Below are 24,404 nucleotides of genomic sequence, written 5' to 3' on the forward strand. Positions count from 1 at the left end.
TTTAAAGAGCATTTCTGCGAGGACCCGGAGGTTTTCTCAGCAGCGCTGCGTTTTCAGCAGCAGAGAAGCGAGATTATGAACCGCTTTTTTCAGTTCGTCAACAACTTTTTAACTGCTTCGTTGCGACGGCTGGGGTTCAACTTCCTGCACCGCCGAGGCCGCTACGACCCGCCCGACAGCACCGCTTCCCTTCTTCCCCCGCGCTGCGTTTCCGTTAGCGCGAAAGAGGCGTGATTCTAAGCACCCGCCCCGCTCTCCGCAACCCCTTTGTGAAAATATTTTGAAAAAGCCCCGTGCGCTGCCGCGCTCGGGGCTTGGGGTGTCACGCTCAAAATACTGCAGCGCGAGAAGTCCACGGCGGATCAGGAGCGCCGCCTTCTTTCCTCCTATATATAGACGGTCGACGACATCCTCTGGTCCACCGCGCTCCGTATTGGCGTCGCGCTCTCGTCATCCTGCTGCGGAACAAACGAGGGGGCGCACGCCGTCGAGTATCATGCCGCGATCGAACAACGCACTCACACCGACGATGGACAGCACCACACAATGCGGCGACGCCGATCTCCGCGATGAATACGCCGCGCTGCGCGAGCGCGCCGTCATGCTCGAAGAACAGGTCCCGCCGCTCCTGCAACGCATCTCGGATGTACTGCCGCGCATCAGCGGCGATTCCGAACTAGCGGACGAGCATCGTGAACGGCTCGTCGGCGCGCGCAACGCAGCGATGGTCTCGATCGAAAACTATCAACAGGCGATCCCGTTCCTGCAGACCGCCGACTCGATCATCGAGCAGCTCGACAAGACGCCCGAGCGCGACGAGGACATCGAGTGGCGCGAATCGCTGCTGCAGCGGCTCGACGAACTGATCGACGTCGCGGTCGTGATGATCGACGATGCGCAAGGCTACTTCGAGCAGGCAGATGCCTGCGATCTCTCCAGCGTACCGAAGTCCATTCTCGAAGACTGAGCATCACGGCCGTGAGGCATACGGTGCGTCGACTGCCTATGTCGATGCGCACGCCACCTGCTGCGCACATGCCGAACGGCCGTCCCTGCTCGACACCGTGACGTCGGCAGTCCGATGCGCCTCCCGAAAAAGCTCACCCCGCTGCCACGGGTTCACCGGTATCAGCGAGCCGCGGCCCGTGACTGGAGCGTATCGAGAACGATAGTCTCGCCGACGACCGGTACACGGATATACCCGCCCTCCGCATCGCCATACGCGTGTGCGCTGCCGTCGATCACGTATTGCGCGGTCAATGCGCACAGCGTGGCGTCCCGCGCGTCGACCGATCGCAGCGTCGAAACATCGATTCCGAGTTGCGCGAGCAATTGCCGCCGCTGGTTGCGTTTCTGCTTCGCCGACGCAATCGCCTTGCCGAGCATCGCACAGGTAATCGCGTACGGATAAGTCTCGAAGCTCACGCGCCCGCCGGCATACCGTGCGTCGGTCAGCAGCGGATAGGCGCCGGCCAGCGCGCGGTAGACGCGCTCCCCCATGAACATCCAGTCGAAAAAGCCCGACGTGCTGGCCACGGCCTGCTCGCGCGACGGCGTCGGGAAACATGAGATCCGTTCACGCGCGAGCGCCTGCTCGGCCGCCCGGCGCCCGCTTCCGGTCCACCACAGGCTCGGCGCGTCGACGCCGACCGCCACCACGTCATGCTCGATACACAGCGAAGGCAGCGCTTCGGGCGCGATCCGCGCCTCGCGCCGGACGATCGTCGAGCCGCGCAGGATCACGAGGTCGCACTGCTTCCTGTCGCCACCCACGTCGACGCCCGCCACCGCAGGCAGTGACCGCGCGACGGATCGGGATCGGGCCGCCCGCATGGCCGCGCGTCAGTCGGCCGGCCGCGCGTCGTACGCGGCGTCGAAGATCCCTTCCAGACCCGGATGTACGCCGCGCATACGGTCGACGACCGACTTCGCCCAGTCGAAGTACGCCTGTTTGCGCTCGAGCGGCCAGTCCGCGGGCGGATGCCGGGCGATGTCGCGCAGGTTGCAGATCTTGTCCGCGAGCTTCACGAGCTTCGCGCGGCGGCTGATCGTCGCCGCATGCTCGACCTGCAGGCGCTTGCGCTCGTCCTTCGGCAACGACTTGTCGTCGGTGACTTCCATCACGATGTCCGCGACGTCCTTGCCGAACAGCCGCAGCAGTTCCTGCTCGGTGGTCTCCGTGTCCTCGATCGTGTCGTGCAACACCGCGGCGACGATCACGCGCTCGTCCTCGATGCCGGCTTCGTTGGCCAGCACCGCGGCCAGCGCAATCGGATGATTGATGTATGGCGACGCCTCGTCGTCCTTGCGCCGCTGATTGCGATGCTTGTCCGCCGCGAACGCAATCGCAGCTACCAGCTTGTTCATGTCGATCCCTCGTGTGGCTGGACCCGTGACCGGCAGAACCGGTCGCGTGCGTTTCGGAACCGCACATACTACCTGTACGCGATGACCATTCCCACGTATCGGGACATCGGGCCGCCCGGCGTCATGCGCCGGCTGCCTCGCGCTGCAGCGCGACCACGTTGACCTGCGCGCCGAACACGTCCCGCACGAGCGGCAGCAGGTGATCGTGGTGCGTCAGGAACAGCACCTGGGTTCGCGTCGACAGATCGCGCAGCGCCTCGAGCCCCGCCTTCGCACGTGCATCGTCGAAGTTGATGAACAGGTCGTCGGCAACGAACGGCAGCGCGGTCCTGCTGGCGAGCTGCAGTTCGAGCGCCGCGATCCGCAGCGCGAGGAACAACTGGTCGCGCGTCCCTTCGCTCAGGCCGGCGACCTCGACCGACGCGCCCTTCGTGCGCCGCGCATACAGCGCGGGCGGCGTCCGTTCGGTGTCGACGGTCAGCCGCGCGAATTCGCCCAGCGTGAGTCCCGCGAAAATCTCGCCCGCCCGGCGCAGCATCGGCCCCTGCTTCTGGTCGCGATAACGATCGGTCGCCCACTTCAGCAAGCGACTAGCGGTCGCCGCTTCCAGATACTGTTCCGCTGCATCGCCCATCGCCGCGAGCGCTTCCTGCCGCTTTGCTTCGGCCACGGCCGCATTCGCCTGGCCGTCGATCGCGCCGAATGCCTGCCGGGCCACCACCTGCTGCTGCGCGAGCGCGTTCAGGCGCGTGCCGACGTCGCCCAGCGACTGCTTCACCGCTTCGAGATGCGCGGGCACGTCGGCGATGTCCTGTTCAGCGACCTCGGCCTCGACGGCCGGCTGGGACAAGCCGTCGCCGTCGCGCACCAGCGCCTCCTTCGCGGCATCGACGGCCTGTCGAAGCTGGCGCTGCCGATCCGATTGCTCGGCCAGTGGCAGCGCCGCGTCGATCGATGCGACGCCGGCCAGTTGCAGCAACGGCTGAATGCGCGCATCCGCGCCTGCCACCGCGGCGGCGGCATCGGCGACCTTGCCGTCAGCCTGCCGCACCGCGTCGTCGGCACGACCGATCGCACGCGCGGTTTCCCGTGCGGCCGCAACGCGCATCGTCAACCGGCGCGCAACGTCCAGCCAGTCGCCGCTCGCCAGCCACGCGGGCTCGAGCGCTTCGGCCAGCCGCCGTGCGCCGGCCTCGAGCGCGGCCAGCTCCGCGCGGATCGCGGTCATCCGATTGCGCGGCGCATCGGCGTCGGCCAGTTCGGCGGTCACCGTATTCGCGAGCGCGAGCGCACCTTCCGCGGCAGCCAGCGTCACCGCATGGGCGGACAGCTTCGCGTCGGCAAGCGCGTCGCGCCATTGCGCGTGCCACGCATCGTAGGCGGTCTGGGCCTGGTCGGCGCGCGAACGAGCCGTCGCGCATCCGCGTTCGGCTTCGCGCGCGCGGTCCTCCAGGCTGTCCTTTTGCGCGAGCGTCTTTTCCGCCGACTGCACGAACGTCCCGGCGATCGCGATGAGTGCCGTCAGGCCGTCGGCGTCGCCGCCGCGCGATACCATGCGCAGCGCCGAACGCAACGCGGCTTCCGCACCGGCCCGCGCATCGCGGATCGTCGCGAATTCGCGGCGCAGGCGGTCGAGCTCGAGCTGCGCGGCAAACACCGTGTCGCGCTTGGCGAGCCAGTCGCCCATCGCCGCCAGCGGCATGCCGGGCACGCCGGCCGTCGTCGCCAGTTCGGCCCACGCGTCGCGATGTGCCGCCAGCTCGCGTTCGCGCTCGTCCACGGTCGCCTGTCGGCGCGTCAACACGACGCGCGCGGATTCGACCTGCTGACGCAGCGATTGCAGTGTCGCCGCCGCTTGCGTGGCGCCGAGCTGCGCATCGACGAGTTCGTCGGCAAGGCGAATTGCATCGTCGACGGCCGGCGCGCCGGTTGCCAGATCCACCGCGCCGCTGCGAACGTCGCCCCAGGCGCCATCGCGGCGAGCGCGCGCCGCCAGCACCTCGGCGGTCGTGACGACCTTGTGGGTCTGAGCGAAATGCTTCTCCTGCAGTTCGAGCCGCTCGTATTCTTCCTGCGCGCCGTCCCGTGCATCGCGTGCGGCGGCGGCCGCGCTCGCGCGTTCGCTCGCTTCGGTCAGCAGCACACCGAGCCGAGCCGCCGACGGCACGTCGAGCGCACGCAGCGCGTCGACCGGCTTGCGCCACTGGCCGAGCGCATCGAGCGCGTCGGACAGCGTCTGCTCGGCGGCCGCGATGTCGCGTTCGAGTGCCTGTTCACGCTGCCCGCTATTGCGAAAGCCCTGCGCATCGGCGAGCGCCGCACGAAGCGCTTCAGGCACATCGACGGTCGACAGGCGCGCCAGTTGTTCCCGTGCCTGCGCGAGTTCCTGCGTGCGCTCGTCGAGCGACTCGCGCGCGCCGGCCAGCGCCTGATGCAGCGCGCCGTGGTCGCGCAGCAGGTTCGCGACCGTCTTCAGCGACAGCGCGGTCGGCAGGGCCGCGCGCAGCGACGTCTCGTCGGTCGGCCAGCCGAGCTGCGCGGCGGCCGAACCCGCGGCGGACAGATGCCGCTCGACGTCCGCGCCGAGCAACAGCAGATCCTGTGCATGATTCATGCATGCGCCGCGCAGCCGGTCGAGCGCTTCGATATCGGCTTCGAGCGCGAGCGCGTCGGCATCCGGATCGATCGCATCACGCGCCTGCCGTTTCGCGAGCAGGTCCGCGCGCCGTTCCTCGAGCACCTTCTGTTCGGCCGCGAGATCGCCTTGCGCTTTCAGCAAGTCGGCATACGCGGTCGGCGGCAGCTCGACGACGGCCCCCAGTTCGGCCAGCGCCGCTTCCTTGATCGTCAGTTCCTTCAGGTACGGCGCCAGCCGCCGCACGCGCTCGAGCTTCGAGCGCAACGCTTCGAGGCGACGCTGCTCCACGCGCGCCTGCTCGATCTCCTGCTCGACCGCGTCGCGCGCCTCCTTGCGATCGACCCAGTCGCGCGTGCGCACCTGGACTGCCTTCAGTTCGCCAACTGCTTCGTTGAACGAAGTCTCGGCCTGCGCGAATGCGCTACCGCTGCGCCGCGGCGCCCACAGCTCGGCCGCGCGCGCGTCGAGTTCCTCGCGCACGGGGCCGAGCGTGCCGACACCCGCCGCCGATTCGAACAGCACCTGGCCGAGCTTGTCGGACGCGTCGAGAATGCTCCGGCCGCCGTCGACGAGCCGCCCGTGGTCGAGCCCGAACATCTGTTCGAAGAACTCGCGCGTCGCGCCGTCGAGGATGGCGTCGAGATAGTCGTCCGGCAGCTTGTCGTCGGCGGGCGTGCGCAGCGGACTGCGCCCGCGGGCGCGATGAAAGGCGAGCGCGCCGGCGCCGCCCTCCAGCACGCCGCCGATCCGCAGTTCGGGCGTCGCATGCAGGAAGTCGAGCGGGGTCTGCAGTTTCATCCCGAACAGCAGTTCCGACACGGCCGTCCGGATCGTCGACTTGCCGGCCTCGTTCGGCCCCACGATCACGTGGAAATCCTGGCCGGCCGACGGAAAGCGCAGCGTCTCGTCGGTGAACTTGCCGTACTTGATCAGGTCGAGCTGGCTGATTCGCATCGCTTATTCCCCCCTCGCCAGCCGCGCGAGCAACGCGGGACCGACCTGCTCGACCAGCGCCGTGAGTTCGCCGGCGCGCGCCATCGTCAGCAGCGGCACCTCTTCCTTCACGTCGCTGCGCACCTTGCCGACGAACGGCTTCAGGTCGCGTTCGAGCAGCGCGAGAAAATCCGGATCGTGTGCGGCATCGGCCAGGATCTGCTTCAGATCCTCCAGCGCCTCGAGTTGCTCGCTCTCGCCTTGCGGCTGCACGGGCGCGGACGTCGCGAGCCGGACCTTCTCCAGCCACAGCCGTTCGTTGCCGATGATGCCGATCTGGTTCAGCACCTCCGCACGCAATTGCGGCGCACGGCCGAAGAAGAGACCGTGCGCGGGCGTGCGGCCCGTGACCGTCACGCGCACCGCGCGCGGCACGTGGCCATCGACGCTCAACAGCGTCTCCAGCGACTGGCCGATCTTTCTCGACAGGTCGGCGACCGTCAGGCAATCGGACGCGTCGACCGACAACGCTTCCCAGCGCAGCACGTCGAGGTACAGGCGCTCGACGTGCGTGCGGCCCTGCTCCACCGTCACGAGTACCGCACCACGGCGGCCCGTCTCGCGGATATGGCGCCCCTGCAGGTTGCCGGGAAACACGACGGTCGACGGCCCCGACCAATGCTGGAATTCGTGCACGTGGCCGAGCGCCCAGTAGTCGTAGCCTTTCGCATGCAATTCCGCCAGCGAGCACGGCGCATAGTTTGCATGCGCCGCATAGCCTTCGAGCGCGGTGTGCAGCACGCCGATGTTGTAATGGCCCGGCACGGGATCCGGATAGCCGATCGCGAGATTGTCGACGACGGCCTTGTCCTTGAAGCTCTGCCCGTGCAGCGCCACGTCGAATTCCGGCAGCTTGAAGGTTTCCGGCTTGCGGTGGCCGAACACGGTGACGTTGTCGGGCAAGGTCAGCTTCTTCGTCATCTCGCTTTCGGCATCGTGATTGCCGCCGAGCACGAATGCGCGAATGCCGGCCTTGCGCAGGCGGCCCATTTGCTGGCCGAAGAAAATGCCGGTGTTGTGGTCCTTCCAGTCGCCGTCGTACAGGTCGCCGGCGATCACGAGGAACGCGACTTCCTCTTCGATCGCACGATCCACGAGCTGCCGCAGCGCCTCGCGCGACGCGTTGCGCAACTGCGCGGCCGGCGCATCCGGATACGCGCTCAGGCCGTGCAGCGGGCTGTCAAGGTGAATGTCTGCGGCGTGGATGAACTTCACGAAGATTCCTCTGGTTCATGACGAAAGGGCGATGTCGACCGGCATTGTGCGCCGTCGAACGACGCGCGGCCGCTGGTCGCAGTCCGGACCGCCGCCGGATGCGCCGTCGCGGGTGGCGGCGCTCGTCCGCACCGATCGTGCCGCCCGTCGCCAGCGGGTCGGGATGGTACCTGAAAGCGGGCGCCGCGAATTCGTCCGGCCTCGCGCCCACCGTGCTCACCCCGCACGCGTCACTCGCCGCACGGCATAGGCGGTGACGCGCAAGCCGCGAACCGCGGCACGCAAGCAGGCGCGAGAAGACGGAGCGGGATGGTCATGGTCGTGGTGCCTCGGAATGTTATCGGACCACGCCGGGCGGGCCGCGGCAGCGCTTTGGAGTCGTCTGTCGTCATGATGCCGATCGGACATGCTTGCCTGCATCGACCGGTGCCGCGCAAGAACGACCGTCGACCGGGAGCCCCGCTATTTAAGCATGGCGGGCAGGCAATGGGCAGAGGGTGCGCGGCACGCCTGTTCCGGTTCGCGGCACACTGACGCGGCCGCGATGCGCGGCTCGCGCCCAAAAAAAGACCCGGCCCGCATCGAAGCGGGCCGGGCCTTGGCTGAAAGCGTATCGCTTACAGCGCGCCGCCTTGTGCCGACGCCGAACCCTTCACGCCGACCGATGCGCCGCCCTGCACCGAGTTCGCCGCACCCTCAAGCGCTTCGCCGGCCTTCGCCTTCGCGCCGCCTGCGACATCACCCGCCGTCGACACCGCGCCTTGCGCGTGGCTCTTTGCCGAGGATGCAACGTGCTTCACGTGCGACTTCGTCGTGTGCACGGCCGATGTCGCGGCATCCTTCGCCGAACCTGCAGCCGAGCCGACCGCCTGCGTCGCACCGCCAACCGCATTGCCCGCTGCCGAGCCGACGCCGCCGACCGTCTTGCCCACGCCGTTCAGCGCACCGCCGACCAGGTTGCCTGCGCCCGAACCCGAGCCCGCGGCATTCGCGCCTGCACCCGCCTGCACGCCCACGCCGCCGCCGAGCAGCGGCGTCTGGACTTGTGCGCCGACGCCGGCGGAACCTTCTGCGCCCGTCTGGGCCGTTTGTGCGAAAGCGGCCGACGCGATTGCCGTCAGCGCGGCGCCAAGCAGAATCGTGCGAATCTTGTTCATGGTCATTCTCCCCAAAGACGTTGTTGCTGCGGGCCGCCTTCGTGCGGCTTGTCGCATGCCTCACCGCGACGTGCGGCAGGTGGAGCCAATGTAGCCGCACCCACGCCCGAAACCGTCGAATTGCGGGGACTGTTACTTCCGTTGCAAATGCTGACGATTGACTCACACTGTTTGACAATCATCGCGGCAGGCACGTGATTGGCATCGTCCGATCGCATGCATCGGCGCATCCGGTACGCCGCATCGGCTAGCAGGGAAACCGGCCGTTCCTGTAGGCATCCCAAAGAACGCGTGACGGCCAGCCGTCGGTGCGGCCCGACAGCCGGCTTCGCGCGATCAGCTCGATGTCGTCCGACACGCACGCCGCGATGTCGGCATTCCCCGATGCCCGGAACGCGAGCCTGAACGCCTTTTCCCTCAGGGCATCCACGGCCGGCTTGTCCAGCACGGCGCCCGGATCGCCGTCGATTTCGTCGAATGCCGTCATCCAGCCGGCGTCGAACGGCTCCGCCTCGCGGCTGGCCAGCGCTCGATCGCAATCGACGTCGCCGAGAAAATCGAAAAACCCCGGGCCCGACAGGATGGCGTCAATTTCGAGCAGATGCGCGTTCGTCACGGCACCCCCTTGCCACGATGCGTGGCCGTTCTGTTCATCGATCGTTGCTGCCATGTGCCGCCTTCATGTTTCGCATTGGTGACGTGCAGCACCCTGCCCGCCGCGACCGGCAGACCGGAGCCGCAGGCGAGCGCTGATCGGCGCGGTGCCGCGCGACGGCGCGCAATCAGCCCTATTCGCTCTTGTTCGACTGGATCAGCCGCAGAATCCGGCTGTCGTACGGCGACTGCATGACTTCGGCGATGCGGATCCCGGATGCGGCAGGGTGCAGCGGATTCAACAGGAAGTTGTGCGCGTGCGGCACGACGACGCTCGGTACGCGCAACAAGGCGCTCGGCTGCGTGTGCAGCCACTCGGTGCCGGCGCTGCGGGTCCAGTCGACGTCTTCTCGCCAGTCGGCCGGCGCATCGCCCTCCGCGATCTCGGCAACATCCACCGATTCAGGCACCTCGACCCGAAGCAGCTGGTAGCCGCTCGGCAATTGCGCAACGGTGGCGATTTCGAAGTGAACGAGCGTCTCGAGCAGCGCGAGCGCCGGATGCTCGGCGAGATAGACGACGGGCTGCCCGGCAAAATGCCAGCGCCCGCCGGCCCGCAATCCGCCGATGCCTTTCAGGTCCGCGTAATTGCTGATGCGCCACAGCGTCGTCAAGCGAAGTACCCCTCGTCGATCTGCGTGAGGGCTTCCTCGACGAGCCGCGCGCCATGCTCGGTACTCGCCATGTCGAGCGACGTGCGTCCGCCGAAGCGCTGGAGCCCGTTGCGCAGCCACGCCATCGCCTTGTCCTGGTCGCCGAACGTGGCCGTCGCCTGCGCGACGATGCGCGCCAGCCGGATCGCCTTGTCGGACTCCTCCTGCGACAGCCGTTCGTGCGCCTGGCGGCGATGGCTCAGCGTGCGCCGCGGGATGATGAAGGCGAGTTCGTCCGACTTCAGGCCGCGCTCCGACAGCCGGTCGATCACCGCGACGTCGACACGCGCGCTCGCCAACTCCGCGAGATCGGCGCCCGAGCGCACGCGAATCGCGAGCAGTTGCTCGAGGATCGTGAACTCTGCCTGGCGCGGGTGCGCGACGCCCGAAGGGTGAAACGCGATCGTACTCATGACTCTTCTCCGGCAATTTGCCCAACCATTATAGGCGTTTTGCCGAAGACGGGCGGATTCGGTCGTCAGGCGGTCGACGACCGGTCGACGGCGGGCAATTGCGGGTGTCGGCGAAACGGGGCTTCCCGCTCGCCGCGCCGGCACGCGCGGCCGGAGATGCGCGTCTGAAGCGGGATCGTGAAATTCACGTATATGAAGTCGCTGACTGACGTCATGAAGTTGTCACGTAACAACTTTTCTAATGAATATTCCATCGACGAAACGGAGCCCGCCACGTCCGGCCACCGAATTCGACATGCGTCGCACCGGTTGCCTTCCCCCCGCCCCGCCTGCCACCGACACCGATCAACCGGCCCACGCCGACGCTCGGATCACGCTGCAGAAATTGCCTGCATGGAAATGCGGATCCTTGTCGGCCAGCACATCGGCCTTCACGTTGCCGAACGTCGTGTCCGGCTTGTGCCGGATACCGTCGTAGAACGCCTGGATGATGTCTTCCTTGAAGCGCGGCGTCCTCGGATGCGCGTGGACGACGGCTTCTCGCTCGACGTCGCTGTACTCCGGATACGTGAGGCCCAGCACGTCCATCTCGACACCCGCGGTGACGAGCGCGACGACCGGATGCATGTGCTGCGGAATGCCGGGGGTGGTGTGCAGTGCGATCGCGGTCCACACGACGTCGATGTCCTGCTGCGAAATACCCCTGCTCTTCAGGAAATCGCGGGCGGCATTGGCGCCGTCCACTTCGAATCGCTCGCACGCGCTGCTGTGTCGATGCGTGAGCCCCATGTCATGGAACATGCAGCCGCAATAGAGCAGTTCGGGATCGTAGCTCAGCCCGCGGCGCTGGCCCGCGAGCGCACCGAAGTAGTACACGCGGCTGGAGTGATGAAACAGCAGCTCGGACTCGGTATCCCGTACGAGTTCGGTGATCTCGCGCGCGAGTTGGCTATCGGGAAGGGTGATGCCGGCGACGTTCACAGTCATGATCGACCTCCTTGGAAGACAGCATTCATTCTGCGGAGACCGTCGTTTGGCATCAATCGGCGTATTACGCCAAATCCTGCCATTTTGCTCGATCGACGGCCACCACTGCCGGAACCATCGAATCGCACCCGCGTAATGCGCCGATGCCCCGCCCGTCGCATCGCACCGCGCGTCTATACTGCTACGCGTCACATTCGACACATCACGCAACCGAACATGCCGAAGGTCGTGGGTATTTTCGCGGTACCGGGCGTACAGCTGCTCGACGTCTCCGCGCCGCTCGACGTATTCGCACAGGCAAACGCCGAAAGCGGCAAACCGTTCTATACGCTGCGGATCATCGCGAGCGAGTCCGGCCCGATCCGCACGTCATCGGGCGCGCAATTGCTGGCCGACTGGATCGCTCCCGACATTCCCGATCGCATCGATACGCTGCTCGTTGCCGGTGCACCGGGTGCCGGCCGGATCGCGCTGCGCACCGACGTGCTCGCGTGGCTTCGATCGGCCGCCGTGCAAAGCAAACGGTATGGCTCGATCTGCACCGGCGCATTCATCCTCGCGGCGACCGGCCTGCTGAAAGGACGACGCCTGACGACGCACTGGGCCGCGGCCGATGCGCTCGCCGCCGCCTATCCGTCGCTCACCGTCGAAGCGGACGCGCTGTACGTACGCGACGGCAAGCTGCGCACCGGTGCCGGTGTCACGGCCGGCCTCGATCTCGCGCTTGCGCTGGTCGAGGAGGATCTCGGCCGGGAAATCGCGCGGCGCGTCGCCGCGCAACTCGTCATGTTCTTCAAGCGCCCGGGCGGGCAGCTCCAGTTCAGCCGCAGCGGCGCGGCGCGCCCGGCGGGGCGTTCGGTGCTGCAGGAAGTCCAGCGCTGGATCGCCAGTCATCCGGAACTCGAGCACTCGGTGGCGGAACTCGCGAAGCATGCGGGCATGAGCCCGCGCCACTTCGCACGGCTCTTTCGCGCGGAGGTCGGCATGACGCCGGCCGCGTGGGTCGAAGCGACCCGCGTCGCGGCGGCTCGCCAGTTGCTCGAAAACGGACATGACACGCCGAAGCAGGTCGCCGCGAAATGCGGCTTCGCGAATGTCGATACGCTCAGACGGTCGTTCGCGCGGCATGTCGGGATCACGCCTGCCGAATACCGGAAACGGCAGGCGATCGTCGACGCGTGATGCGGTACGCGCGACGAGATGGCACGGGCATTCCCGTCGATGCGTGCAGAAAGGCTCGGCTCGATTTCAACGCGATGGGGCGTGCGGCTTTCCGTGCCCACCATCAATACTTCGTTATCCGATTCAATTGAGCTTTCTATCGGCCAAGCTCGGGGCCAAGGTCGGCGTTCGGTCGCCATACGCTCCTGTCCTGTAGCGCGCCGGCCCATCGTTCTTGCGTCGACATGCCATGCTCGACTCACCGCCGCCGCGACGATCATGCCGCACCGCAACCCGTGACCGCCATCAGGCACGCCAACAATCGTCCGACAAAACCCGATTTTCCCGCGAATCGTTTACCCAGTTGCAATAATCATTCGCTGGAACGCCTATTTCCGACCGGTATCGCGATCGCTACGATGCAAATCAACCGCTCAACGCAACAAGCGAAGCGCGAAATCTACGAAAACCGGAGGTCATCATGAAGTCGTTCATCTACGCAGTCGCCGCGGCCAGCGCCCTGTCCGCATCGTTTGGCGCATTCGCTCAGTCGAACCCGTCGGACCAACTGACGCGTGCCCAGGTCCGCGCAGAGCTCGTCCAGCTCGAACAGGCCGGGTACAAGCCGGAAGTCTCCGATGTCCACTACCCGAATGCGCTGCAGACCGCGCAGGCGCGCGTGACGAACGGCGACACGACCGGTTACGGCGCACAGGCCGCCGCCGGCGTGCGTGCCGGCCGCGCGATCGTGGTCAAGCAGAACGCTCGCGACTCGGTCTATTTCGGTCAGTAAGACTGCCGCACGCGACGCATTCCGCGATACGCCCGTTGCCGACGCAACACCCCGCTCCCGTCCATCGGGGCGGGGTGCTGTGTTTTCGGCGCACGCGACATGCGCGCCGCACGACGCCCGATCGATGCGCGCGCGCGAATCGGCCGCCGCATCGCGCCGTTCACGCAGACCGCCGGCGTTTGCGCATAGAATGGCCGCGTGGTCGGCGCCGGCCGAAGCGAACGCGAGCGAGACCTCGACTCACCGGGCATACCGCACTCGCTGGCCGACCCGATGCTGCACTGATCGCATTTTTCGAAAAGGAGCGGTTTCATGTCTCAATCATCCGGTTCCATGATCACGTTTCGCCGTCCGGACGGCCAGGAACTGCAGGGCTACCTCGCCACGCCGGAAAAGACCGAAGGCGCACCCGCGGTCGTCGTCATCCAGGAGTGGTGGGGCCTGAATGACCAGATCCGCGGCGTCGCCGATCGCCTCGCGCGCTGCGGCTACTTCGCGCTCGTGCCCGACCTGTATCGCGGCAAGTCGACGGTCGAGGAGGAAGAAGCGCACCACCTGATGACGGACCTCGATTTCGGCGACGCCGCATCGCAGGACATTCCCGGCGCGGTGCAATACCTGAAGACGCACGCGTCGCGCGTGGCGGTCACCGGCTTCTGCATGGGTGGCGCGCTCACGCTGCTGTCGCTGCAGTTCGCCGAGGCGGACGCCGGCGTCACGTGGTACGGCTTCCCTCCGCTCGACTACCTCGACCCGTCGAAGATCAAGGTGCCGCTGATGGGTCACTGGAGTACGCAGGATGCGTTCTTCGCGATCGACCAGGTCGATGCGCTGGAGAAGAAGCTGACCGATGCAAAGGTCGACGTCGAATTCCACCGCTATCTCGCGCATCACGCGTTCGCGAACGAAACGGCCGTCGGCCCCGGCCGCATCGGCGGCACGCAGTTCGATCCGGTGTGGTCGCAGATCGCGTGGGATCGCACGCTCACGTTCTTCGGGCGCACGCTCTGGGACAAGCAGCAGTAATACCGCAGCAGGCATCCGCCACTGCCGTGCAGCGGCACGTCAAGCAAAACGCCACGGACTTGCATCCGTGGCGTTGTCGTATGCGGCAAGGATTGCGTTACGCGAGCGGCGATGGCGCCTGCCGCGATCACCAGACCGGCCTCGATTAGCTGGCGACGGAATCCGGATGGTCGGTCTGCCATGGAAGCCTGTGTTCGACGGAGCGGAAACGGAGGAGCGGGTTGCGCGTGGCCGGTGCACGACTTGCAAACGGTCGCGTGAACGCGCGGGCACGCGTCGCATCGATGCCAGGCGGTCGACACTTCACGCCGAACCGACGATCTCCGATATCGAAAGCAGGTTTTCCATAACGGCGCGCATCGAGCGATGCAGCCGGCCGGTGAAGTCGTGCCGCGTCTTTTCACCATCAATTCAGGTATGCAAAGTATCTTGCTCAGCCGAACCTGGATTCAAGGACGATGCGTGTGCCGCATCATGCGATCCGGCACACGTCGTCCGCCTTCGCTCAGGACTCGCAGGAACCGCGCAGCGCAGCCTCGTCGGCGGACAGCATTTCAGGCACGCATTCACGCAGGAAATCGACGAAGGTACGGATCTTCGCGTCGAGGTACTGGCGCGACGCGTACAACGCGTAGACCGTCAGTTTCTGCAGTCGGTACTCGGGCAACACGCGAACCAGCGCGCCGCTCGCCAGTGCGGGCACCGCGGTCGACATCGGCAACGAACCGATGCCGAGGCCGGCGCGCAACGCGGCGCCGAGCGCGTCGGCGATGTTGACCTGGAAATCCGCCAGCGGCAGTTCGAACGTCTCGCGACCGTCGGGGCCGTCGAGATGCCAGCGGTCGCGCGGAAAGATCGGCGTGACGATCTGCAGGCACGCATGCGCTTCGAGATCGCGCACGGTGCGCGGCGTCCCGCGTTCCTTCAGGTACGCCGGCGACGCGCACAGCACGCTGTGCACATCGCCAAGCCGCTGCGACACCAGCCCCGAGTCGGGCAACTCCGTCGCGCTCAGTTGCAGCGACACGTCGTAGCCTTCGTCGATGATGTCGGGCACGTGCTGCGACAGCGTGAGCTCGACGGCCACCGACGGATAGCGCTGCCGGTATCGCACCACTGCGGGCACCAGGTAGGCCTGGCCGAAACTGGTCGTCGCGTGCACATGCAGGCGCCCCGACGGCTTCGCCTGCGCATCGGCCGCCTCGGCTTCCGCTTCGTCGATATAGCCGAGGATGCGCTGGCATCGGTCGAGATAGCGCTGTCCGGCATCGGTCAACGCGATGCGGCGCGTGCTCCGGTTGAGCAGACGGGTGCGCAGGTGCGTTTCGAGTTGCGCGACCGAACGCGATGCGTAGGCGGTGGTGATGTCCAGGCGCTGGGCCGCGCTCGTGAAGCTGCCCTCCTCCGCCACCCGGACGAAAATGCGCATCATCTGTAACGTGTCCATCGACATGTCCCCGGGATTGAAATCGCTTCGCAGCGGGGCCCGCCCCGGCACGGGCCGGTCTGGCGCGAATCGTGCGGAACAGTACCGCAGCGATGCAGGCGTGTCCAGTTTGCCGTGCACCGCGGCGGCAGGCAGTCGTTCACGCGACAACCCATGCCCCAGGACGACCGGCGCCGGAGCGATGCAGGCCGCATGGCGGCGGCCTGCCGGGCACGCATTGCGCGTGCCGCGTCGCGCTCAGGCCGGGTCGAAAGGATTGCTCAGCACGATCGTGTCGTCGCGCTCGGCGCCCGTCGTGATCATCGATACGGGCGCGCCCGCGACCGCCTCGACGCGTGCGATGAAATCCTGAGCGGCACGCGGCAGCGCCGCACGCTCGCGCACGCCCTTCACGGTCCCGTCCCACCCGGCGAACGTTTCATAGACGGGCGTTGCGCGTGCCTGCGCATCGAGGCTCGCGGGCAGATGGTCGACGCGTGCGCCGTCGAGTTCGTAGCCGACACACAGCTCGATCGACGCAAAGCCGTCGAGCACGTCGAGCTTGGTGAGCGCGAGCGAATCGATACCCGAGATCCGCACGGCCTGCCGCAACTGCGCGGCATCGAGCCATCCGCAGCGGCGCGGCCGGCCCGTGTTGACGCCGAATTCCTGTCCGCGTGCGCGCAGCGTTTCGCCGGTGGCGTCGTTCAGTTCAGTGAGGAAAGGGCCGCCGCCGACGCGCGTCGCGTACGCCTTGGTCACGCCCAGCACGTGGCCGAGTTTCGACGCGCCGAGGCCGGTGCCGGCCGCCGCTGCCGATGCAACGGTGCCCGAGGACGTCACGAACGGATACGTGCCCCAGTCGATGTCGAGCATCACGGCCTGCGAGCCCTCGAACAGGATGCGCTCGCCGCGCTCGTTCGCGTCGTTGAGGTCGGCCCACACGGGACGCACGAACGGCAGGATCTTCGGTGCGATGTCGACCAGCATTGCAACCATCGCGTCGCGCGAGCACGGCTCGAGCCCCAGGCCGCGGAACCATGCATTGTGGTGATCGACCAGCACGTCGAGCTTGCCGGCAAGCCGGTCCGGCTCCGCCAGATCGGCAACCCGCAGCCCGCGGCGCCCCACCTTGTCCTCGTAGGCCGGCCCGATCCCGCGCAGCGTGGTGCCGATGGGCTCGCGACGCAGACGCTCCTGCGCCTGGTCGATCGCACGGTGAATCGGCAGGACCAGCGTGGCGTTCTCCGCGATCGACAGATTGTCCGGCGTCACCGACAGCCCGAGCTCGGCCATCCGCCCGATCTCGGCCAGCAGCGCCTCCGGATCGAGCGCCACGCCGTTGCCGATCACGCCGCGCTTGCCGCGCACGATGCCGCTCGGCAACAGCGCGAGCTTGTACGTCTTGTCGCCGACGACCAGCGTATGGCCCGCGTTGTGGCCGCCGTTGTAGCGTGCGACGAGATCGGCCTGCGCCGCCAGCCAGTCCACGACGCGCCCCTTGCCTTCGTCACCCCATTGGGCGCCCACCACCACCACGTTCGGCATGCTCCATACTCCATGTGAGAAATTCAGACACATATTCCGGCCGCGTAGGCCGTTTGTGTGCCATATTGGCGAAGCATGATCGCCCGATCAAACGATTAAATCTGAGCATTCGCGTGAGTAAAACTCACGCGAAACGATGAATGGCCCGACGACTTCCTCCGTTGAATTCGCTGCGCGCGTTCGAAGCCGCGGCCCGGCACGGCAGTTTCACGCTCGCCGCCGACGAGCTGTGCGTGACGCATGGCGCGATCAGCCGGCATGTCCAGCAACTGGAGGCGTGGCTTGGCCGGCCGCTGTTCGAGCGGCACAACCGGCGGGTCGACCTGACCGATGCCGGTCGCGCGTACCTCGCCGAGGTCGGTGCATCGTTCGACCGGATTGCGCTGGCCACCGCGCAGCATTTCGGCCAGGGGCAGCAGCGCGTGCTGCGCGTCAGCGCGCCCGCGACGTTTTCGCTGCGCTGGCTCGTGCCGAAGCTGTCGTCGTTCCAGGTCGCCCATCCGGCCGTCGAAGTGCGGCTGTCGACATCGAACGAGCCGATCGAGAAGTTGCGCGACAAGGTCGACCTGATCGTCCGCGGCGGCCCGCAGGCAATCGACGGCTATGTCGCCGAGGAATTCCTGTCCGAAGTCAGGCTACCCGTATGCGCGCCGAAGCTGCTCGATGGCAGGCCGTTGCGTACGCCGGCCGATCTCGCGGGCTTCACGCTGCTGCATGCGGCGACCTATCCCGGCATGTGGCCCGAGTGGCTCGCGGCAGCGGGGCACGCGAATCTGGTGCCGCGGCATTCGCTCACGCTCGAGCATTTCTATCTGACGCTGCAAGGCGCACTCGACGGTCTCGGCGTCGCGATGGGGCCGATCGCGCTCGTCGCGGACGACATCGCCGAAGGCCGGCTGGTGCAGCCGTTCAGCGAACCGGCACTGCCGCCGTGGCGCTACTTCACTTATGTGGCGGCTGCGCGCGCGGAGGACGAAGCCGTGCGGGCATTCAAGGACTGGCTGAAAGTGACGGGGAATGCGGCGACAGCGAACGCGCGGCGCTGACCAGGTCCTGATGGCGACGATCGCTCGGTCGGTGTGGGTTTCGGGCGCCGTTGCGACGCCGCGTATTGCTCATGCTCGAACGTCTTTCGCCTCGCCCTTCATCCAACGTTTTTCATTCAGTAGGATTACTACTAGTCTGAACAGGACGGACAGAGCAGAAAGAGTCAACGCATCGAGATGGTTTCCACTTCATCTAAAAACAAAGGACATCGAATCATTTGATGCGAATGTGATACCCGCATGCGTGCCCGGACACGTATCGCGTTTCCGCAGCACAAACGACAAACCCCGGCTCGAGCCGGGGCTTTTCACGCGAGGGACGCTTATTGGCTGGCGCCCGCGGCTTCGCCCGCCTTCTTCTCAGCGTTCTGCAGATTCTGCGGGTAGTTCGGATCGTTGGCCGCCGGCTTGTAACCCGCGTCTTCGAGCTTCTTCAGTTCGGCGTTGTTCTTCGCGCGCGCTGCCTTGTGTTCGGCTTTGCGTTTTGCCCGTGCTGCCTTGCGTGCTTCACGCTTCGCAGCTTTCGCATCCGAAGCGGCGGATGCGGCCGGTGCGCTGGCGTCGGTCTGCGCGAACACCGGAGCAGCCGAGCCGAAGAGGAACGCCGCTGCCGTAGCAGCCAGCGTCAGTTTTTTGATCTGGATTCGCATCGCTGAACTCTCTTTTCTGATTGGTCACGGAGTGAAAGTACATCGAGATACCGCCCCTGCCCCTGGCCGGTCTTCATCTCGCGATCAGGGCCTTTGCATCATAACCGCGTTGCAAAAAATGTGGCGCTATCGTGCGCACATTCTTGGGGATATACGTATGGGAAACGTCGCATCGTCACGTCTCCCGCGTGTCCGCCGGACCCTCGTTTCGCAGGGACACGGCAATACATCACGCGACGCGTGCGACCGCCGCAAACATGTGACGAAGCGGATTGTTCCGTCGATACGATGCAGGTTGCCGATGAGGATGAGATCCGCTTCGGCGCACCGCGCCCGCGTACGACGCCGACTGTTTCATCCGTGGAATTTGCTGCTCCCGCAACGCGATCGTTGCCTCATGAGCGGAACATGCGACGAAATCGCGGACCTGTGCGCCATGTTGCGATTTGCGGCCGCGCGAACGACGGCTCCTCCCATAAATGACCACGAATCGTTCCATGCCGAGTCCGCCCCGTTCCTCCACTACACGTCGGCCCGATACGATGCGAACGATCGGGTAACCGGTGGCCGCTTGCATGGTTACCTGTTCGGCGCGATTCGTCGCCACTTTTGGGAGACGGCATCTGCAGCACAAGGTGAGCGCTTCGATCGGCATTCGTTCACGATCGCGCATCTGCATCGTACGATGCAGTCGCATGAGCGCCTGCGCTGCGCGCGTCATCGTATCTGCGTCACGAAGCGTTTTGCGCCTGTGCGACAAGCACGCCGGCGCGTCTGGCGCTGCGCGCATACGCCACAGCTTTTCCATCGGGTGCCCGCATCTCGTGCGGACGCGTCGCACGGATGGTCCATCAACCTGCGAGGAGCTAGTCGGTGAGCCTTTACAGGATCCGACAACTTCCGACGGTGAGCATTTTCGGGATTCGAGTATGTATCCAGTGAGGGGGAGCCTGGTTGATGGCGCTTGCCTCACGTTCGGAACCATGCCGGGATCGCCGTGACCGAAGCGCGTTTGATTGTCGTGTCGACCGGCACAGGGATGCAATTCTTGTCCCGGCTGTCGGGATCCTGTACCGATTCCGATACAGGCCCAAAGGTAGAAAGCTATGAGGCCAAATGAACGGAGCAAGGGCCGGGGGTTTCGTCCGCGCACGGGTTACTGACTGAAAAGTGTCGGACGAGCCGGCGCGCGATAGCCGGAGACTTATCCACGGAAGCGCGGGCACAGACGCAAAAATAACCGCTTGCGGATGAATTCCGGTCATTTCTCACTGCCCTGAGGCGTACCCGCAGTATTCCTGTGCGGGTGTGATGGCCGTCGCCTACGGGTAATCCCGGACGGAGAAACCTCCCGCTGTGGGCATTTTCCGATCCCATAGATGGGAACCTATGTCCTGAAAACGCGGATTCCATCCCATAGGTTTCTACGTTTGAGCGCTTGTTAGTAGGTACTCACCTTCTTGCGAAGCCTTGTCAGGCCTGGGAGGCTCGCAGAATGAGGCCACATATCCGGGGATCCACAGGCTGGAGACCCGGATTGCTGTGCCAGTTGAGCCCGCTGGAGTCCCTTTGGTAGCGGTTTATGGGGGTTGTTTTTCTGCACAGGCACACGTGTGTTTACATCTTTGGTAAACAACGTTTACTTCTTTAACTACTTTTAGACGGCTCACAGCCTTGTCTGGCAAGGGTTTGACAGGTGTTCGGTACCCATTTATGGGAGCACAGGCGGAAGAGTATGGGGTTTCAGGTCTGTGGATTTGGGGAATCGGGTACCGCGTTGTGGGAAATGGGGGTTGTGGATATGGGGCACGCGTAGCCTGTTATGGGAATTCGGCCCAAAAACACTTCAGGTAGCCCTCTATGGGGGAATCCATTGGTAGCCATTTATGGTGCGTTCCAGCTGATCGGTTCGTGCCGCCGGGCACAGCATTTTATGTGGGGTAGCCGGTTATGGGGCGGACTTCAGGTAGCCGTTTATGGGTGCCTGTATTGACCGCGTGATCTCGTTTGGCTCGTCCCTATGGTTGTGGCGTCCCATAAACAGGATCAGGCCGGTAGAAAGGTTACCTTCTGTGGGGGAGTCTGAAGGTAGTCATCCATGGGGAGCATTTTCGCCTGTCGGACACAGTTGAAGACACAACGCCACGCCGGTGGATTTCGACAGGTACCCATTCATGGGGCGTGTCGAAGGTAGCGCGTTATGGGAGGAACGCAGATCGTGTTGCAGGGCACCACGAATCGGGTTCGCCAATCCAGTTCGAGTCGATTGTTTCCCATGAATGGGTACCTTTGATAGGGCAAGTCCCATGCCGGATCCTGGCGACAAACCACACAGGTAGAAGGTTTTGGGAGCTACTTTTGACCCAAAGGTATATGGATATGGGGCTCCGAACAAATAGGAAAACCTAGGTTTTTCCTTTTGTGACTGGAACTTAGCATCGATAGTGAAAGTGATACCGTAGAAAGAGACGTTGCTCGGTGGCTGGAAAAGGTATAAAGTCCGCCATCAACACGGTCACCTTCTCCGGACATCACGATGCCGCGCAAGCCCGCAATCAAAGGCTCCGACAAGCAGGTTTCGCTATTTCAGACGCCCGAGCCTCCCGATCTGCTGCGCAAGGCGGTCCAGGCCATTCATATCGCTCCGAAGTCCGGAAAGATCGGGCTGCAGCAGCGCAAGATGTTCAGCTCGTTGATCAAGAATGCCCTTCGTCAGGAAGCGTTCGAGCCCGGCCGGACGAGCTTCTCGATCTCGATCGCCGCGCTCTCGCACGAAAGCGGGTTGAACAGCAACAACACGAAGTACGTGAAGGACACGGTCAACTCGCTGATCAGTACCGTCGTCAACTGGGACTACCTTGCGGCCGACCGCTCGACGGTGTGGAAGGCGTCGGGCCTGCTCGCCGGCGCCGAACTCGAGCAATCGGTGCTGAAGTACAGCTTCTCCGACCAGATTCGCAGCGAGCTGCTCAATCCGGAGATCTACGCGCTCATCGATATGCGGATCGCGCGCGAGTTTCGGCGCTCGCACTCGCTTGCCCTGTGGGAAAACACGGTGCGCTACGAGGGGATCGGCATCACGGCGAAGATTCCGCTGCCAAAATTCCGCGATCTCATCCTCGGTCAGGACAAGGCATCGCAATCGTACAAGGAGTACAAGCTCTTCAAGAGCAAGGTCCTGGTGCCGTGCATTCAGGAGGTGAACGAAGTTTCCGACCATACGCTCGAGCTGATCGAACACAAGTCAGGTCGCAGCGTGGAGGCCGTCCAGTTCAAGGTGACGCGCAAGCAGAGCGCAGATATGGTGGAGGAAGGCGACGTCAAGAACGAAGCACTCGTCGACGAAGTCGCCAAGTTCGGCATCCCGCGTTCGGAAGCGCGCCGGCTGATCACGCAGTACGGTGTGCAGCGCATCAAGGCGGCAATTGCCTATACGCTCAATCGGACTACGAAGAAGAATGCCGCCCCTGTCGACAACGTGGCCGCGTATTTCCGCAAGGCGCTGACACACGGCTATACGCTGGCCGACGGTCAGGGGACCGAAACGGCCGCGCCGGCAAAAGAATCCGCGCAGAGCAAGCAGGAACAGATTCGCGACAAATACCTGGCGGCGAAGGTCGACGAAGCTGGCGCGTATTTCCGCGAGCTGGAGATCGACGACCAGACCAAGCTGATCGAGCGCTACAACGAGACGGTGGCCGGTTCGAAGGATCTCACGCTGTCGCCGAAGAAGAAGGCGAGCAAGCTGGCGCAAACCAGTTTCTTCCGTTGGCTGGCGATCGACACCTGGGGCGAACCGACCTCGGACGACCTGCTGGAATTCCTGCTGAAAAGCAGCCTCGCGACCAACTGATCAAGGCCTCGCAGCCTGGCATGCGCCGCGCGCCGGACTTCATCCGGTTGCGCGGTGCCGTGCAGGCGCGGGGCCTTTGTCTTGGCGCGGCTACTTTTGCGCGGCGTCTGCCAGTTCGGCGACGTACGCATCGATTACGGTCTTGAGGCGGTCGGCGAGTGCTTCCTGGTGAGACGCATCGACTCCCTTCAGTTGCAGATCCAGACGCCCGTCCGGATAGGTCTTCAGCTGACCGATCGCGCGTGATTCGAGCGCGAAATCGTGACGGACGCTGTAGCGCGTGCGCCCCGCCTTCTTGTTGCCGTCGCTCTGCGCGCGCAGGAAATTCTCGAGGTCGCGTACCGACTTTTTCCGGTCGATCACCGCGGTGAGCAGCCGGTCGGCAGCCGGTTCGCCCAGGCGCTCGAAAATCAGCTTCAGGAAGTACGCCGCCTGCAGGCCGACCACATCGTTCGCGCTGGCCATCCGTTCGAGCAGCGTGTTGGGCAGAGCGTTCAGCGACAGCGTCTTGCTGATCGATGCCTTGTCCTTGCCGATCTTTTCCGCGAGCGTGTTCTGGTCGGGGAAGACCTTTTCGTCGAGAAGACGCTTCCACGCGACCGCATCGTCGAAGATCGTCTGGCGCTCGTGGTCGTGGTTGGCGCGATACGCGATCGTATAGAGTTGCTCGGGCGTGTGGTCCGTGCGAAACGTCGCGTTGATCGTCTCGTCGCCGTTGATGCTCGTCGCGCGCAGGCGGCGTTGCCCGTCGATCACGACGAGCTTGCCGGGAAACTCCGGGAGCCGCGTGACCTTGATCGGCTCGATCTGCCCTTCCCGCTTCAATGTCAGTGCGAGCTCGTGCAGGCTCGATTCCGAATAGAACACGCGCGGGTTGAACGGGTTCGGGATGCAGTCCTTGACCGCGACTTTCTGCGGCGCGCCGAGGTCGATCGCGTCGGCGGACGTGGTCGAGGCGGGGGCGACGGGGGAAGCGGCTTCGGTGGCGGGATTCGACGCGGCCACCGGCTCCGGCAGGCGCGTTTCGAGCGCCGCGTTTTCCTGCGCGAGCCCGCGCAGCAGCCCGGCCGCGAGGTGCAGGTTGCCGGTCGGCTTCTTCTCTTTTGAGGTGTCCTTAGCCATGAGCGGCTCCGGTAGCGCGCGTCGACGCGATGTATTGGGCCATTTCGGTGACCAGCCGCTCGATTTCCGCGCGGGCTTCCTTCAGCCCCTTCAGGTATCGATTGTGATGATGGATCGTGGTGCCGAGGGCGAACGTCTGCCGGTAGACCTCTCGCTGCGCGATCTGGCTGTCGAGCAGATGCTCCCCTATTTCTTCAGCCTTTAGAATTTTTAAAATTTCTTCACGCATTTTAGTTTTTCCATTGACGCTATTCAGCATCAGCGCGGAAGACAAATTCGGGTTCCGAACGGCACGCATCGACTCGATCATCCGAATCATCGCGACGGTGCTGTACAGGTCGGCGGGCGACGGGGACAGCGGGACGAGGCAGAAATCGGCGACTTCCAGCACGGACGCGATGCGCGGGTCTTCGAGGTTGCCCGGGCAATCGACGACGATCACATCGAAATTTGCATCCTGCTTCTTGATCTCGCCGCCGATGCCGCGACCGGCGGGGGCCAAAGACAGAACCGTCATCGGGAGCGTATTTTCCCCGCTTGTGACCCATCTGACTGACGTGCCTTGAGGGTCGGCATCGATCAAGGCGACTTTGTTGCCGCCAGCCTCGAAGGCCGCCGCGATATTGACGGAGATGGTCGTCTTTCCAGTACCACCTTTTTGATTACTAACGGCGATCTTGAAAGCCATTAAATTCCTCCAAG

Annotated in this window: 22 protein-coding genes; 7 read left to right on the forward strand and 15 right to left on the reverse strand. The window is 64.9% G+C overall.

Annotated features, from left to right (window positions below; all coding sequences use genetic code 11):
* The coding region (locus DIE12_RS38250) for a hypothetical protein (RefSeq protein ID WP_185641018.1) at nt 1–234 on the forward strand (234 nt) is incomplete at its 5' end.
* Between the two features lie 262 nt (nt 235–496).
* The gene (locus DIE12_RS30505) at nt 497–967 is read left to right on the forward strand and encodes an ATPase (protein WP_124523133.1); all 471 of its coding nucleotides are present in this window, start codon (nt 497–499) and stop codon (nt 965–967) included.
* 161 nt (nt 968–1,128) lie between these two features.
* Here DIE12_RS30505 and DIE12_RS30510 read toward each other — a convergent pair whose 3' ends face one another.
* From DIE12_RS30510 to DIE12_RS30550, 9 genes are all read right to left on the reverse strand, one after another.
* Entirely contained in the window at nt 1,129–1,833 is a 705-nt protein-coding gene (locus DIE12_RS30510) for a DUF429 domain-containing protein (protein WP_124523068.1), read from the reverse strand.
* Nucleotides 1,834–1,842: 9 nt separating this feature from the next.
* Complete coding sequence (locus DIE12_RS30515) at nt 1,843–2,367, reverse strand: HD domain-containing protein (RefSeq protein WP_044848835.1); 525 nt, start codon at nt 2,365–2,367, stop codon at nt 1,843–1,845.
* A 121-nt stretch (nt 2,368–2,488) separates the two neighbouring features.
* Complete coding sequence (locus DIE12_RS30520) at nt 2,489–5,959, reverse strand: YhaN family protein (RefSeq protein WP_124523070.1); 3,471 nt, start codon at nt 5,957–5,959, stop codon at nt 2,489–2,491.
* 3 nt (nt 5,960–5,962) lie between these two features.
* Nucleotides 5,963–7,213, reverse strand: a complete 1,251-nt coding sequence (locus DIE12_RS30525) for a DNA repair exonuclease (RefSeq protein WP_124489712.1) — start codon at nt 7,211–7,213, stop codon at nt 5,963–5,965.
* 617 nt (nt 7,214–7,830) lie between these two features.
* Nucleotides 7,831–8,370: a hypothetical protein gene (locus DIE12_RS30530; protein WP_044848832.1), complete on the reverse strand. Its 540-nt coding sequence runs from the start codon at nt 8,368–8,370 to the stop codon at nt 7,831–7,833.
* A 247-nt stretch (nt 8,371–8,617) separates the two neighbouring features.
* Nucleotides 8,618–9,040 carry a hypothetical protein gene (locus DIE12_RS30535; protein WP_124489713.1) on the reverse strand — a complete coding sequence of 141 codons (423 nt, stop codon included), beginning with the start codon at nt 9,038–9,040 and terminating at the stop codon, nt 8,618–8,620.
* 118 nt (nt 9,041–9,158) lie between these two features.
* Nucleotides 9,159–9,638 carry an RES family NAD+ phosphorylase gene (locus tag DIE12_RS30540; RefSeq protein ID WP_044848830.1) on the reverse strand — a complete coding sequence of 160 codons (480 nt, stop codon included), beginning with the start codon at nt 9,636–9,638 and terminating at the stop codon, nt 9,159–9,161.
* Complete coding sequence (locus DIE12_RS30545) at nt 9,635–10,090, reverse strand: antitoxin Xre/MbcA/ParS toxin-binding domain-containing protein (protein ID WP_044848829.1); 456 nt, start codon at nt 10,088–10,090, stop codon at nt 9,635–9,637. The genes DIE12_RS30540 and DIE12_RS30545 overlap by 4 nt, the downstream gene beginning before the upstream one ends.
* Before the next feature lie 345 nt (nt 10,091–10,435).
* A complete protein-coding gene (locus tag DIE12_RS30550; RefSeq protein ID WP_124523072.1) occupies nt 10,436–11,077 on the reverse strand; it encodes an HD domain-containing protein in 642 nt (213 codons plus the stop codon).
* Nucleotides 11,078–11,293: 216 nt separating this feature from the next.
* Here DIE12_RS30550 and DIE12_RS30555 point away from each other — a divergent pair, with 216 nt between their 5' ends.
* From DIE12_RS30555 to DIE12_RS30565, 3 genes are all read left to right on the forward strand, one after another.
* Nucleotides 11,294–12,259, forward strand: a complete 966-nt coding sequence (locus tag DIE12_RS30555; RefSeq protein WP_185640901.1) for a GlxA family transcriptional regulator — start codon at nt 11,294–11,296, stop codon at nt 12,257–12,259.
* A gap of 460 nt (nt 12,260–12,719) precedes the next feature.
* Complete coding sequence (locus tag DIE12_RS30560) at nt 12,720–13,031, forward strand: DUF4148 domain-containing protein (RefSeq protein ID WP_124523074.1); 312 nt, start codon at nt 12,720–12,722, stop codon at nt 13,029–13,031.
* A 312-nt stretch (nt 13,032–13,343) separates the two neighbouring features.
* On the forward strand, nt 13,344–14,057 hold the full coding sequence (locus tag DIE12_RS30565; RefSeq protein ID WP_124523076.1) for a dienelactone hydrolase family protein: 714 nt from the start codon (nt 13,344–13,346) through the stop codon (nt 14,055–14,057).
* Nucleotides 14,058–14,562: 505 nt separating this feature from the next.
* Here DIE12_RS30565 and DIE12_RS30570 read toward each other — a convergent pair.
* The gene (locus tag DIE12_RS30570; RefSeq protein WP_044848839.1) at nt 14,563–15,504 is read right to left on the reverse strand and encodes a LysR family transcriptional regulator; all 942 of its coding nucleotides are present in this window, start codon (nt 15,502–15,504) and stop codon (nt 14,563–14,565) included.
* 237 nt (nt 15,505–15,741) lie between these two features.
* A complete protein-coding gene (locus DIE12_RS30575; protein WP_124489719.1) occupies nt 15,742–17,031 on the reverse strand; it encodes an adenylosuccinate synthase in 1,290 nt (429 codons plus the stop codon).
* A gap of 140 nt (nt 17,032–17,171) precedes the next feature.
* On the opposite strand from DIE12_RS30575, the gene gcvA reads away from it, so the two are divergent.
* A complete protein-coding gene (gene gcvA / locus DIE12_RS30580) occupies nt 17,172–18,077 on the forward strand; it encodes a transcriptional regulator GcvA (protein ID WP_124523078.1) in 906 nt (301 codons plus the stop codon).
* A gap of 323 nt (nt 18,078–18,400) precedes the next feature.
* Here gcvA and DIE12_RS30585 read toward each other — a convergent pair whose 3' ends face one another.
* Both DIE12_RS30585 and DIE12_RS30590 read right to left on the reverse strand, forming a co-directional pair.
* Nucleotides 18,401–18,727: a hypothetical protein gene (locus DIE12_RS30585; protein WP_044848822.1), complete on the reverse strand. Its 327-nt coding sequence runs from the start codon at nt 18,725–18,727 to the stop codon at nt 18,401–18,403.
* A 229-nt stretch (nt 18,728–18,956) separates the two neighbouring features.
* Nucleotides 18,957–19,535 (reverse strand): hypothetical protein, encoded by a 579-nt coding sequence (locus DIE12_RS30590; protein ID WP_124523947.1) that lies wholly within the window; start codon nt 19,533–19,535, stop codon nt 18,957–18,959.
* A gap of 1,728 nt (nt 19,536–21,263) precedes the next feature.
* On the opposite strand from DIE12_RS30590, the gene DIE12_RS30595 reads away from it, so the two are divergent.
* On the forward strand, nt 21,264–22,580 hold the full coding sequence (locus DIE12_RS30595; RefSeq protein WP_044848821.1) for a replication initiation protein: 1,317 nt from the start codon (nt 21,264–21,266) through the stop codon (nt 22,578–22,580).
* A gap of 90 nt (nt 22,581–22,670) precedes the next feature.
* Here the strand turns inward: DIE12_RS30595 and DIE12_RS30600 are convergent, their stop codons facing one another.
* Both DIE12_RS30600 and DIE12_RS30605 read right to left on the reverse strand, forming a co-directional pair.
* Nucleotides 22,671–23,702, reverse strand: coding sequence for a ParB/RepB/Spo0J family partition protein (locus tag DIE12_RS30600; RefSeq protein WP_124523082.1), 1,032 nt, complete (start codon nt 23,700–23,702; stop codon nt 22,671–22,673).
* The gene (locus DIE12_RS30605) at nt 23,695–24,390 is read right to left on the reverse strand and encodes a ParA family protein (RefSeq protein WP_011879640.1); all 696 of its coding nucleotides are present in this window, start codon (nt 24,388–24,390) and stop codon (nt 23,695–23,697) included. Before DIE12_RS30605 ends, DIE12_RS30600 begins: the two co-directional genes overlap by 8 nt.
* Nucleotides 24,391–24,404 lie beyond the last annotated feature (14 nt).

Origin of the sequence: Burkholderia sp. Bp9015, from assembly GCF_003853505.1 — a bacterium.
Taxonomy (GTDB): Bacteria; Pseudomonadota; Gammaproteobacteria; order Burkholderiales; family Burkholderiaceae; genus Burkholderia.